The following is a 13,373-nucleotide window of genomic DNA, read 5'->3' on the forward strand; positions in this document are numbered from 1 at the left end:
CTCCTTCTCTGCTCATGAGCTCGTTGTCGGAACATCAGCGGTGGTCGGCTGATCCGCAGGCGTTCCGACGACTTTCCCCTTGTGGGTGATGATGGGTTTAGCGGGGCCTTTGCCCTCGTCTTTGCTCCCGCGCATGGACGGCGACGAAAGTGCCTCGCGCTTCTCGCGCTTGAGACGCACCTGGATCATGTGCGGGCAACGGTGGTCGTCGTGGTAAAGCTCCTGGCAATGCATGCAGTAGATGCATTCATTGACGTTGATGAAGCCTTCGGGATGGATCGACTGGACCGGGCATTCCTTGGCGCAGCGCTGGCACGGCGAGCCGCATTCGGGCCAGCGCTTCAGCCACTCGAACATGCGGATCTTGCCGGGGATCGCGAGTGCCGCGCCGAGCGGGCAGAGATAGCGGCAGAAGAAGCGCTCGATGAACAGACCGACCGAGAGCAGAGTCAGGGCATAGATCACAAAGGGCCAATCCCGGACGAACTTCAGGATGATGGCTGTCTTGAACGGCTCCACTTCGGCGAAGAACTCGGCCAGCGCAATGTTGTAGAGCGAGAGGCCGAACAGGCCGAGGAAGATGATGTACTTGATCGGCCACAGGCGCTCGTGCAATCCCCAGGGCACGGTGATCTGCGGCACCTTCAGCCATTGGGCGATGTTGTTCGTCAGCTCCTGAAGTGCGCCGAACGGACAGAGCCAGCCGCAGAACGGGCCGCGCCCCCAGAACAGCAGCGCAGCCGCGACAGCAGCCCAGAGGATGAAGATCAACGGGGCTGCCAGGAAGAATTCCCAGTTGAAATCCGTGATGAGCGAGTTCGTAAAGGTGAGAACGTTGACGACCGAGAGTTGGGCGTTGGCGTACCAGCCAAGCCAAACGAGAGTGAATGTCAGGTAGGCGCGGCGCACCCAGACGTAAATCCTGGGACGGCGCACCAGGGCGTCCTGGAAGAAGAAGATACCGGTGAGGACGGCAAGCGCGAGCGCTGCGAGGCCAATGGAAACCGTATTCGTCTTCCAGATCTTGAGCCAGAGCGGCTCCTCGATCTCGCCTGCCGCGAGCGCATCCGCGTCATTCAGGGACGATGCGGCCGGTGCGGTGGGAGCAGGTGTCTGTGTGGCAGGCTGGCCTTGAGCCTGCTGTTGTGGCTGGGTCGCGGCGGGTGCGACCGTAGGGGCCGGAGGCTGCTCGATCCGCAGGTAGTGGTCCGGCAGCGTGTATTCGAGATTATATGTCAGAAAGGCCTTGTCGCGGGCGCCGACGTTGCGCTGCACGAGCAGTTGCAGTTGCCAGGGTTCGGTCAGATCGAGCTTGAAGTCCTCGGGCACGACGAACAGGGCGATCTCGCGCAGGTCCGGCGCGCCATCGGCGGCCAATGCTCCAAGACGTGTGTGGTTGCGGTCGCGAAACCGGGTGCTCTGGACATCCTGCAAGAGTTCGATGCGGTCGAAGATGCCGCCGCGAACGTAGCCGGATCCCTTGAACGAGTAAGCGCCATCGCCAGCCACGATGATGGCCTGCTGATCCGGCTTGAGCCGAGTGCGCAACTGTTCGTAACCCGCATCGCCGAGGAGACTGCGTCCGATAGTCGGCACGCTCACTGGTGCAAGGTACAGATCGATGAACGTGTCTGAAGGCTCGTTCGTTTCGGCGTTGTTCGCAGCTTCCTGATTGCCCGCTTTCGCGAAGGCATCATTGATTTCACCGACAGTGAGCGACAGGCGGCGAACCGAACCGTCGCCGAGAAGCGTTTGCCAATCCCTGATTTCGCTTTTGCTGGGATCGAGACTTTTGATGACAGCGGCGGAAGCATTGGCTCCAGCCGCCGGACCCACCCCGCCGAGGCGGCCGCTGCGGATGATGCGAACCGCAGAGCGCACGACGCTGTCGCTCATCACGAGAACCGTCACGGTCGCTCCGCTGACGATATCGACCTGGGGCGGGCGCTCGGCTCCGGTTGCAACCGGCTTCATGTCCTTTCCGACGAGCGTGTTCACCGCAGCGATGATGCGCCGCTCCGGAATGCCGATGAGAACAATGGGCTCTTTGTGGTCGACGAGCTTGATGCCCCGGATCGTCCCTTGCGGGTCGATTCCGACCAATATGTGAATCGGCTTGCCGGAATAGCCGACGGTGCTCGTGAAATCGGAATTCAGATAAACGTATCCAAGAAGGCGGTCTCCCTGAAAAGCAGGGACGAGAGGCGGATCGCCTTCAGCCTGACCGAACCTGTCGGCCCCAGGAATGAGTTCGCCCGGTTGAGCTTTGGGGAGGAACTCCTGCACGCGTCCTGCCGCCAGAGCCTGTCCTGCCAGCGCAACAAGCACGATGAGGGAGACGATCCCGATCAGCGCTGTCTGCAGGCAAGGGATGAGCCGTGATGGGGCGAGATGCAGAAAACGCAATCTTTCCAACAGGGGACCGTCCGCATTCGGAAAAGGTTTCTGAGCGGAAAAGCAAACCGGCTGGCGAGCGGGAAACGTTCCAGTCCCGGCCGATGTCTTTTCCGAGGCGCGCTGATATAGGGAGGTCAACGAACCCAGTGCACCATGAGGCGCGTCTGCGATGCGTTCATTGATCTGGCGCAAGTCGAAGGTAAGAAAATTCATTATCATCGCCTGTGGCCCTTCACCACTTTGCGCTGTTGGATCAATATGTCGGGAGAGTTGGATGCCTCTTTTGAAAGCTGAGCCTGCAGGATCCGTGCGATCTCTCGAGGAACTGTTTGCCATTGCGTCCGCCATGGAGCACGAGGCGGCGGCCCGCTATGCAGAGATTGCCGAGCGCATGCGGCGGGAGGGCAATCCAGCACTGGCTGAGGTCTTCGAGCGTCTCTCAGCCGATGAGAGAGGCCACCTCGATAATGTCGTTCACTGGTCGCAGAAGACGAAGGGGAAGCATCCCGACCCGGCCCTTATTCGGTGGCAGCTTCCTGAAACGTTCGATGATGAAGGGGCGGCAACAATCGATCCGCGCCTGCTGAGTGCCTATCGTGCGCTCTCCATGGCCGTCCGCAATGAGGAGCGCGCTTTTGCCTTTTGGACTTATGTTGCCGCGCACGCGCAATCGGCTGAAGTTCGTCAGGCAGCGGAGACAATGGCCCATGAGGAATTGGAGCACGTCTCCACGCTTCGGCGCGAGCGGCGGAATGCATTTCATGCGCAGCGTGAGCAGGCTGGCTCAGATGCGCAGCAGAGCGAGGATGATGCTGCCCGTTTGGAAAGTCGGCTTGCGGATCTGCTGAAGTCCATGGCGGCTCAAGCGACGCATCCAGAGGAGCGCGTGCGCCTTGAGAATTTCGCGGAGGAAGCGCGCCGCCATGCAGAAGAGCTTGAGCGATTCTCCCTGCCTATTCCTGGGCCAGCAGCCATGAGGGCGGCTCTGGATGATCCCTTGGCTTTGGCCGAGTTGCTCACTGACCTTTATCTGGCCGCAGGTGATTCTCTTCAGGACGAGAAAGAACTGAGGCAGGTCCAAAGACTGGCCGGGCGTGCCATTGCGCGGTTGGCCTGGCTGCGCGCTGATCTCCCGGAACTCAGGAGAGATTGAACGAGATCTCATGGCCTGATCTGGCTGCTGCCGTTTCGGTCAAGGCTTGATCGTGATAAGCCCTTCCAGACTGGCTTTTTCGAAGTCGTTGACGAGAACCTCAACCTTGATCTGCCACGTCCCCGACAGCGGCAACACCAAACCATCGACCGACCATTCGTTCCTCCCTGCTTTTACTGCAGAGCGCTCAATGGGTTCGATTCCTGAATCGGGTTTTGCCAAGATTAGCGAAATCTCTTTGGGATTCATCGTCTCCCCATGCATCGAGGCGACGGTGATCGTCGCCCGTGTCGCTGCACGATGCCCCGGAAAGAGAGTGACTTGCGCCATGAGTTTCGATGCATGCAGATGAACGCTCGTCGAAGAACTGATCTCTGGCGCGGATGCCAGAACCCGTGGGGGAGGAGTGAAACGCCACAACCCTGCGAGTGCGAGAATGGCTGCAACGAGCACGATCTCGGCCGCAATGGATCGGATGAGCCACTTTCTGCCAGATCCTTCGGGAGATGCTAGGGCCGGCGTAAGCCAAAGACGATTCATGCCTGCCAAGCCAAGAAGCCCCGCGACGAGCAATGTCTTCGCAATGAGAATCCGGCCGTAGGCCGTGCCGATAAGATTGGCGGGCGCGGCGACCTGGACCACCGCTAGCACGAGACCAGCCAGGCTCATAATCCCCACAGCAACGAGCGCTCCGGACGAGAACCGGCGAACAACCGGAAGGGCCAGCAGAGGCGGGACTTGGCGTAGAAGCTGCATCAATGGGATCAGGGCTCCGACCCAATAAGCAACCCCGATGCTGTGCAGAAACACGGCAGGGCGCGTCAGCCATTGAGGAGGCGCCGAGCTGGCATGACCGCTCAATGCTATCGACATTCCAACGCCGATGAGGGCCATGAGGCTCAAGCCTCGCCCCCACGGCTCCGCCCTGACGCGCTTACCAGCCGATGCTAATGCGAACGCAGTCAGCGCAGCTGTGATTGTCGGACCAAACGATGTCTGCCATCCAGCCGACCATATGAGAGACGATCCTAAATCGGGGAGCGAAAGCCCCAGAGCATCAAGCCCTTGAAAAGCCAGTGAGGCCAGTGCCGCTCCGGTGCCCACGACAAGGAGGATAGTCAGTATTCGGGCGGTTTTCCGAGACGGGAGTGTGGGCGCGATCCATCTTTGGAAGAACACGCCTCCCACGCCTGCGAACAACCCCAGATAAATCAGCATCCGCGAAAGCCAGAGAGCGACGTGGACATCCCAGGATTGTCCCGCCTCCGATCCGGTCTTGACCGTCGTCGACGTTCCAATCGAGAAAACAACCGAGCCGCTGATCGGGTGACCGTCACCCGAAACCACACGATAGCTCAGGACATGACTGCCAGCAGGGAGATCGGCTGGCAGCCTGATGTCGAGGAGCGTGTCGTGGCCAGCAACAGGCAGCTCGCGATGAACATGTCCCTGCGCATCGGCCAGATTGGCCATCAAAGGAGCAATGGGCTCGTTGAAGCGTAGCTCCACGTTGGACGGAGCCGTCTCGACGACGGCTCCGTCCGCAGGATTCGAAGAGACAAGTGCTGCATGCGCGGAGGCGCGCTCGCCGTATAGGACGGCGAGCGCAAACCAGATGATTGTGACGAGCATGCGCATGATTTGCTCCAGGGAAGAGACAGAATGTGACTCTTCCCATCGATCAATGAGTCGCAGCCTTGGCGGGCAGGAGCTTCAGCCCGGGAGCGGGATACTTGTAATCATCCGCTTTCTTGCCCTCCGCAGGGATCTCAATCCACCGATCCGCTTTGCCGCCTTCACATTCCTGTACGGTTGGGAAGTACAACGTGGTCTCAGGCTTGAGGCGATCCGTCAGGAGCGCACGGAAGACGAACTCATCGTAGTGCTCGTCCCGTAGATTGCCTGTCCAGATGATCTCCTTCACGCCCTCGGTGGCGGGAGTCCCATGGTAGTCATAAGGCTGGTCGTAGGTTCCACGAACCGTCTCCAGCGTCCACCCGGATTTGGGCATCGGCTTGACGGCAATCACGCCCTCCGGAATGCGAACCCTCAATTTCAATGTCGGCGCGCCGTCGCAGCCATGGCCGACGCGCAGCACGGCCTTGTATGTTGAATTGATGGGCGCCTGCTGCGTTTCAAGGGTCGTGTGAGCCAAGGCAGGGCATGCGAGAGCGATGAGAGACGACGCGACAAGCGTCGAACGAAGGCGATCGGTAAACATGATTCAGTCCTATTGAAGAGAGTTTCGTGTGGCGGCTCAGGCTGCGGCAGGAGGGGCGCGCGGGCCGATAGGACGAAACAGGACGATGTTTGCTGCCGCTTCCGTCTCATGCTGGAATGCGAGCGTATGGGATTCAATCCTCGGCCAAAGCCAGGAAGCATACCCGGCGGGAGAAGCAGGCAGACCGGGATGTGCGCCGAGGATGCAGCACGAAGCTTTGTGCGTCATGCCTCCTTTGGGCATGTCGGCATCGCGATCGGCCGTCTGCGCCGTGTGGGAGGCATGAACGCCGGCATTCTCCCTTGCGCCGTCGGTGGAGCGGCCGGCCCCCACGGCGATCAGGAGAATGTGGAGAGCCAACACCAAGGCAGAAACAAAGGCGGTTGCCTTTCGAGCCAGCTCAGCAATATGCCTTGGAATGCGCATGGCCGTTACCTAGGCTCCAGGCCAGGCGCATCAACGACATCGCCTTGGGTCGTCTGAGCTTTCGACCCCGAAAGGCGCCTGGGGCTCTGGCGCGAGGTGAGCGACAGAATGCCGGCGAGCCCTGCGAGTGCGAGGAGGGTTACGATGCCACTGACTTTCCGTCCGCTGGTCCATTCCGTGAGGTCGGAGACGAAGCGCAGGGCCATCGATGCATGGAGGAGCATCAATGGCCCATAGAGTGCGGCTGAATAGCGAATGCGGATTCCGACAACAGCCGGAAGGATGATGAGGGCATGGCCAAACACCATGGACAGGACGAAGCCGACCAGCAATCCATGAAGAATGGCGTCGTACGCGAAGCCGTTGCTGGTGGGGTCCGCGATCAGCAATGCCCCGACGATCGCCAGCCAGGCATATCCCGCCATCATGCAGACGGCCATGAACCGGGTTTGCCCCGTCCGTCGAATGTTCAGGGAGGCAATATCATGACGCAGGAGCCAGGCAGCCAGCATGATGAGAGCGCTGCCAAACAGAATGGCGCCGTTTTCGCTTGTCAGCTCGTTCTGCGCTCCGGCTGCAAGCAGGCTGACGGCGAAGAGGAATAGGGCTTCGCCTCTACGCTGGGGTGCCACGATACGGCTCAGCTCGAGGCGCTCGCCTGCAATGGTGAGGATCAGGAAACTGACCCACCAGCCGGAAATTTCGGGGACCGAATAGCCCATGAGCCAGAGCACGTTTCCGGCAAGCCATGCCAGGGCTCCAAACAACAGCGTTCCTGTAAAGAGGGCGGGCTGCTGGACCGTGATAAAAAGCGATCCCCCGGCCAGCAGGAATGCTGCCATGACATAGGCAGCCGCAGCCACTTCCACGGGAGCGCCTGCAATCAAAACGAGACTTCCAAGCACTGAGAGGGCAGGGGCAGCGTAGCTCCATATCGACCCGAGGGCGGCGGCACGCTCGAGGCTGATAAGGGTCCCAAAGAGCCCGCATATCATGAGCGGCCCGTGGATCCCGGCGAGGGTCGTGCCATGCGGCAGGATCCAGCCGAGGCGCTCAAGGGCTCCGTAGAACCCAGCGAGGACGATCAGGACGGCCGTCGACAGAATGAACGAGCGAACGCGCCGCTTCTGACTGGCGGACAGCACGCGCGGAAGTTCTTCGTCAAATATACGGGCTGGCCCTGCCGCCGACATGGGACCTCCAAGAAGCAAGAGGCATGAGGAGCCTCAAGTGCCGAGGAATATCTCTCGTCGAGGGAGGCCCGTCTTTGATAGAGCGCAAACGGGATTCATAAGGTCGACGGCCAGTCTCATAGGAGGTCAGTTGATCCCTCTCAGAGACGGAAGCCGCTTGCCGATCGCATGGTCGGAACGGCGAGCCCCTCACATCAGAGACTTGAGTGAGGGGCCCTTTGCCGTAAGGGGATTAGTGGACGACAAGGACCGGCAGCTTCGAGTGTGAAAGAACTTTTACGGTCTCGCTGCCGAGAAACATGGCGGAAACGCCACCGCGGCCGTGGGAGGCCATGACGATCAGATCACAGCCACGGCCTTCTGCAGCACGAATGATAGCCTGATAAGGTTCGTCGTCCTCACGGTGTATGAGACTTGCCTCCACGCCCGCATCTGCGGCTATCCTGGAGGCATCTTCAAGAATCTTCGACGCCTCCTTTGCTGCGTGCGCCTTGTAGGACGAGGCCGTCTCTTCAAGCTGCTCGGCCTCCAGGCTGAAGGTGTGAAAGCGCTCCGAGACCGTGAGGAGAGTAACCTTGGCGTTTAATGCCTTGGCCAGCTGCACGCCATGCGCGACACCGCGTGTCGCCAGAGATGATCCATCAGTCGCGATCAGAATGTGCCTGTACATCGAAACCTCCTCGCCGGGCTGCTAAGCTTCCCCTCGCGATGGAGCCATGATCAGCCCAATCTTGGATACTGGGGCTGATTATAATCCAATTGCAGGATGTTACATGCAGTTTTCGGTAAGGGCCAAAGCCAGATCTCTACCCCCATCATCTGGGCTTCCTTGGATGCTTCCTGCTCAGGATCAGACGCTGACAAGGGGCAGGTCGTCCAGCCGAAGGCTCTGCAAGACGCGGACCGTATCCGCGGGAAGCGGCGTCGAGCGGCGCGTCTGTTTATCGACCATGACGATGGTGGCCTCCGCCGTCGCGGCGAGACGACCGTTATCGAACATGCCCTGCGCCAGGGTAAACGAGCTGCGGCCGACTTTGAGAATACCTGTGCCGATATCGACGGTACCGGGCCAGAAGAGCTCGGAGCGGAAATCGATCTGCAGCCGTGCGATCACGAAGCTCGTGCCTTCGGGCGCGAGCGGCCTTGCCGGATCATACATGAAAGCCACCCGGCCGATTTCCGAGTAGGTGGCGAAAACCGCGTTGTTCACGTGCCCTTGCCGGTCCATGTCCGCATAGCGGATCTCGGCCGATGTCCTGTGTGGATATGCCTCCAGCGGGCGTTGAGGGTTCGTGTCGATCATCGTTTCGTCCTTGAGCCTCTGCTATGGAACAGCAAAGGGAGCAACAGCAAAAGGTCCCCTTGTGGAACTATTTTGGTCGCCGCTTGCCCCCCGCTCTTCTATAGGGATGGGCAATAGGGACAACCATTGCCAGGAGAGTCTGATGAAGCGAGCGCGTAACGAAGTGACGGAACCGCAGGATGCCGAGGCGCGCCGGAAGATTCCTCCGGTCATCTGCTATCCCGTCGACACCCTGCCACGTCCCAACCTTGCGGCCTATCAGGCGGTGCGTGAGGGTTGGCAGAAGATGGATGAGGTCATCGTGCCGCCGCGCGAAGCACGCTGCTTCTCGGTGCCGGCCGGCTCGTTCTTTCGTATCGTGAGCATCGAAGGCCCACAGGTGGGGGACTTGAACCTCTGGGCAGCGGAGGATCTGGACGAGCGATTCTTCTCCGGTAAGACGCGCGCGCTGCACGGCACGCATCTGTCCACCGGCGATCAGCTCTGGTCATGCCTGCCTTACTTACGGCCCATGGCGACGATCACGCATGATACGCTCGATTGGTACGGCTTCGACGAGTTCGGCGGCTCCGTGCATGACGTCATCGGCACACGCTGCGATCCCTACACACACAAGCTCCTCACCGGTCATGAATATCACCATTGCTGCCATTCGAACCTGACGCGCGCACTCGCCGACAAGGTGGGCCGCTCGCGCGAGGCCGTGGAACCTGCGGTGCACGACGTGCTCAACGTCTTCATGTGCACGGGCTTCACGCGCGATACGGGCCAGTACTTCATGAAGGCGAGCCCCGTGCGTCCCGGCGATTACCTGGAGTTCTTCGCGGAGATCGATCTTCTCGGCGCCTTGTCGGCCTGCCCGGGCGGTGACTGCAGCGCAGAGCATTCGAGCGATGTGGCCGTGTGCCATCCGCTGCTTGTCGAGATCTACAAGCCGAAGGCCACACCTGAGGGTTGGGCCCCGGCGCCTCGTAACAGCTACAGCCGCAAGCATGGCGACTGAACACGAAAAGGGCCCCGAAAGGGGCCCTTCTTCTTTATCTGACCACCCGCAGCGGCTTGACGGCCGGACCTGTGAAACGGTTTGTCGCGAGATCCCCTACGGGCTTGTTGGAAAAGCCCATATGGACGCTGGGCTCCGCCGCCATCAAGGCGCTCAATGCCGTCGTCGAGTTCTGCTGCGCATGGGCTGCAGGAGCCTTCGGCTCGGGAGCCGCAGCCGTCTTCCCCCTGGCATCTTTCGCCGAGGCCTTGGGCAGGTCCTTGGGCGTCGAGCCCGTGACCGGAATATCGACGGGGCTCGCAGAGGCGACAGCGATGGCACGATCAGGACGCGGCGGCGGCAGGGGTGCAGAGCTTGCGGAGGCAACCTCCACCGCGCCGCGCAGTTCGCTCTGCAGCGGGATCGGATTCGTCGCCGCGAGCGAGCCGGGGCGTGCCGGCGGGAGCGGGGCGTAGGCGAGCACGGTGGTCTCGCCCGCGTCATCCGCATCGGGACGGCGCGGCGGCACAGGTGCGAAAGCCATGCCCTTGGCAATCGACATCTCGTTCTGCGCTCCCGGTCCCTGCTGCCATGCGAGCGTCGGGCCGCTCGGCGTATCGACCGTGCTCGGCAGGCCGCTGATGCGGGTCGGCGGCAGAGGCGCGGATGAAGGAGGCGACAGATCCTCACGCAGAGCCGGGGCCATTGCGGCCATCACGGCAGGTGCCGGAGCCGGCTCGGGCCGCGCCTGCGCCATCATCACAGGAGCCTGGCGCGCCATCGGCGCGTTCCTGTTCTCATATTGCTGCAGGACAGCCTGGGGCGATTGATCGTCCGCATAATAGCCGCCCGGTGCATTGCTGGTGCTGCGCGATGCCACAAGCGCGCGGCTCGGGCGGGACGCGGCGCGGATCTCCTCCGCGTCCTCCTCCTCATCCTCAAGGCCGAACAGGGTCGCCCAGAAGCTCTTGCGGCGCGGCTGCTGGGCGGCGATCGCCTCTTCCGCATCCGCATAAGCCGAGTAGCCCGCCACGGTGCCGCCCTTGGCCAGCACCTCGGCACGGGCCATGTCGTAGCCGGGCAAAGGCCTGCCATCGGCCGGAATATGCACTGTCTTGCCGTCGGGGAAGAGGCTCACGAGCTGATCGCGCGTCATGCGCGGCCAGGCGCGAACGCTGCCCACATCGAGATGCACGAACGGCGTATAGGCATTGGGATAATAGCCGACGCCGCCGTTCTGGAGCTTCATGCCGACGGCACGCAGGCGCGAGGCAGGCACGTCGGGGAGATAGAAGTCCAGGGCCTTGCCCTGCATGTGCTGGCTGTTCTTGGCCACGACGCTGGAACGCCGGCGCAGCATGGAATTGGTCTGAGGTGAGCGGTAGGCCGAGTTCACGTGCACGGGCGCGCTGGAACCCACCTCGCGATAGACCTCCCACACCGTATCGAACAGACGCGGGTCCATGCGGGTCGGCTCATCGCGCCGCCAGTCGCGCAGGAACCAGTTGAGCTGCTGCAAGGCGGCAGAATCGTACTGGCCGTTGCGCCGGAACGTGACGGTGAGAGTTTCCTTGGTGTTGTTGTGATAGAAGGTCAACGTGCGCGTATCGCCGTTGGCGATGGCGTCCTGCGTGCCGCGCACGCCGCCGACCATGACGGCTAAAAAGGCCGCAAGACCAAAGCCGGCGCGACGCACCAGGCCGTCGGAACGCAATACTCTCACTGGGATACTCGTCTTGTACTCGCTGCACTCGGGGCAGTGCAGTAATCACTTATAGTGAAAGGATCTTTGCCGAAGACGGTTACCTTGGAGTTAAACAGGCCACAAAAAAGCGGCCCTTAAAGGCCGCTTTGAAGAAGATCAGGGGGCGAGATTGAGAGCCGCCCGGATCTTCTGATCGAGGCCATAGAGATCGGGGAAGGATTTAAGCCCGCCCTTCTCGTCGGCCGCGAGCGTAAAGTAGGCGAGGTGCACGGGCAGGGGCTTGGGCAGGAACACCGTGCGTTCGCCCTTGCCGATCAGGCCTCGCAGCTTCTCCTCGGTCCACTTGCCGTCGTCGCCCATGATCTCTTCCGCCAGTGCGAAGGGTTTGTCCACGCGCACGCAGCCATGGCTGAAGGCGCGTTTGGCGGCCGAGAACAGATTGCGGTTGGGCGTGTCGTGCAAATAGACCGCGTGCTGGTTGGGGAACATGAACTTCACGAAGCCCAGCGCGTTGCGCTCGCCCGGCGGCTGCTGCACCATGATGCGGTCACCCTTGCGAATGATCTTATAGCCCTTCTTCGCGGCGTAATCCGGATCGTTTGCGAGAGCAGGTAAGATCTCCTTCTTCATGATGGACGGCGGAATCGTCCAGGACGGGTTGACCACGAGGTACTTCATGTCCTCGGAGAAGATCGGCGTCTGCGATTGCTCTTTGCCGACGATCACCCGCGTCTCGTACGCAACCTTGCCGCCTTTCATGAGCTGGAGGCGGAATTCCGGTACATTCACCATGATATGGCGTGCCCCAAGATCCTCGGGCAGCCAGCGCCAGCGCTCCATGTTGGCGATCAACCCCGCTTCCCGCTGCGCCAGCGAGGGGCCGGACAAGGCAGCGACCGTCTGCTGTGTGAGAACGCCGTTGGTGGGCAGGCCCTTTTCCTTCTGGAAAGCGGCGACCGCCGAGGCCAGACGCTCGTCATAGACATTCTGGTTCTGGTCGTCCTTCAGATTGAAGCGGGCGCGGATCAGCGGCACGCGCGGGTCCTTCATGCCGACCCGAAGCGCCGGACCCTTGGGCACGCGCACGCTCGGCTGCGACGGATGACTGGCGCGCAGTTCCGCGAGCCGCTCTTTGAGTGCACGATAGCCTGCATGCGGTGGGTTGTAGGAAGCGAGCGCCGCATTCGCGTCCTTGGCGAAGGCGACCTTCTTCAGAACCTCGCCGGCATCCGGAATCGCCAGTTGCGGTGTCACGAGGCGCGAGAGGCTGGAGGGCTCGATGCGTCCGCCGCGGGCATCGCGCGCATAGCGGGTCACGGAGGCCGAGAGCTTCAGGTCGGCCTCTGCCCATTGCGCGGGCGAGGCGTCCTTACGCAGCTTCAGATCGGGCAGGGGGTAATCGGTCGGATCAAGCCCGTCCTCGTCGGCAGCCTTCAGCCGCGCGACGGCCCCCATGGCAGCGGGTGTGAAAGCGCCGTCCTGGGCCCATGCCAGGGGGCGCTCGGCCTGCGCATAGAAGGCCGTCAGAGCCTCGCGTTCCTTCTTGCTCAGGCCCAAATCGCGCATGGCTGCATCGTTGGCGAGCAAGCCCTCCATCGTCATGTGCAGCAGATCCTGCTGCATGAGTGCGGTGACGGGTGCGGCATCCGGTAGGGGAATCTCGATGGCGGGTGCCGGCTTCAGATCGGCAGTGTCGAGGGTCACCGGCGCGGGCTCGGGCACAGGGATGGCCTGGAGAACCGTGGTCTCCTTTTCCGCTGAGGGAGGCATCGACACATCGTGGAACGACGGTTCGGCGGGGCTCTGTGCAAGGATGGGCTGGGACGCATCGGTGGTGCCGTTCGTCACGGTCTGCGCCATTGCGGAGAGAGACAAGAGTGACGCCGATCCGATCAGGCCCAGCCAGAATGCCGTCTTGCGCAGATCACGCATGACCCATCTCCCTTATCGCAATAGGTTGGAGGACGTTGCATCCTCCGCCTTCAAATCAAAT

The 13,373-nt window shown here is 61.6% G+C and carries 11 protein-coding genes; 2 read left to right on the plus strand and 9 right to left on the minus strand.

The features are described from left to right. Positions 1-12: 12 nt before the first annotated feature. Complete coding sequence (locus tag ACUXUR_RS11050) at positions 13-2,610, minus strand: 4Fe-4S binding protein (protein ID WP_445502403.1); 2,598 nt, start codon at positions 2,608-2,610, stop codon at positions 13-15. Positions 2,611-2,671: 61 nt separating this feature from the next. Between ACUXUR_RS11050 and ACUXUR_RS11055 the strand changes: the two genes are divergently transcribed. Beyond that, positions 2,672-3,550 (plus strand): ferritin family protein, encoded by an 879-nt coding sequence (locus ACUXUR_RS11055; protein ID WP_445502404.1) that lies wholly within the window; start codon positions 2,672-2,674, stop codon positions 3,548-3,550. Positions 3,551-3,589: 39 nt separating this feature from the next. On the opposite strand, the gene ACUXUR_RS11060 is transcribed toward ACUXUR_RS11055, so the two are convergent. The 6 genes from ACUXUR_RS11060 to ACUXUR_RS11085 form a co-directional block, all read right to left on the minus strand. Then, entirely contained in the window at positions 3,590-5,188 is a 1,599-nt protein-coding gene (locus ACUXUR_RS11060) for a copper resistance CopC/CopD family protein (protein ID WP_445502405.1), read from the minus strand. A gap of 43 nt (positions 5,189-5,231) precedes the next feature. After that, positions 5,232-5,771 carry a YcnI family copper-binding membrane protein gene (locus tag ACUXUR_RS11065; protein WP_445502406.1) on the minus strand — a complete coding sequence of 180 codons (540 nt, stop codon included), beginning with the start codon at positions 5,769-5,771 and terminating at the stop codon, positions 5,232-5,234. A 36-nt stretch (positions 5,772-5,807) separates the two neighbouring features. After that, positions 5,808-6,197 (minus strand): DUF2946 family protein, encoded by a 390-nt coding sequence (locus tag ACUXUR_RS11070; protein ID WP_445502407.1) that lies wholly within the window; start codon positions 6,195-6,197, stop codon positions 5,808-5,810. A 5-nt stretch (positions 6,198-6,202) separates the two neighbouring features. Further along, entirely contained in the window at positions 6,203-7,390 is a 1,188-nt protein-coding gene (locus ACUXUR_RS11075) for a hypothetical protein (protein WP_445502408.1), read from the minus strand. A 232-nt stretch (positions 7,391-7,622) separates the two neighbouring features. Further along, entirely contained in the window at positions 7,623-8,060 is a 438-nt protein-coding gene (locus tag ACUXUR_RS11080) for a universal stress protein (protein WP_445502409.1), read from the minus strand. A gap of 180 nt (positions 8,061-8,240) precedes the next feature. Continuing rightward, positions 8,241-8,693 (minus strand): acyl-CoA thioesterase, encoded by a 453-nt coding sequence (locus ACUXUR_RS11085; RefSeq protein WP_445502410.1) that lies wholly within the window; start codon positions 8,691-8,693, stop codon positions 8,241-8,243. Positions 8,694-8,835: 142 nt separating this feature from the next. Between ACUXUR_RS11085 and ACUXUR_RS11090 the strand changes: the two genes are divergently transcribed. Then, positions 8,836-9,696 carry an urea carboxylase-associated family protein gene (locus ACUXUR_RS11090; protein ID WP_445502411.1) on the plus strand — a complete coding sequence of 287 codons (861 nt, stop codon included), beginning with the start codon at positions 8,836-8,838 and terminating at the stop codon, positions 9,694-9,696. A gap of 34 nt (positions 9,697-9,730) precedes the next feature. Here the strand turns inward: ACUXUR_RS11090 and ACUXUR_RS11095 are convergent, their stop codons facing one another. After that, a complete protein-coding gene (locus tag ACUXUR_RS11095) occupies positions 9,731-11,398 on the minus strand; it encodes a peptidoglycan L,D-endopeptidase MepK (protein WP_445502412.1) in 1,668 nt (555 codons plus the stop codon). Between the two features lie 138 nt (positions 11,399-11,536). After that, entirely contained in the window at positions 11,537-13,312 is a 1,776-nt protein-coding gene (locus tag ACUXUR_RS11100) for a L,D-transpeptidase family protein (RefSeq protein ID WP_445502413.1), read from the minus strand. Positions 13,313-13,373 lie beyond the last annotated feature (61 nt).

Source organism: Microvirga medicaginis, assembly GCF_052658925.1.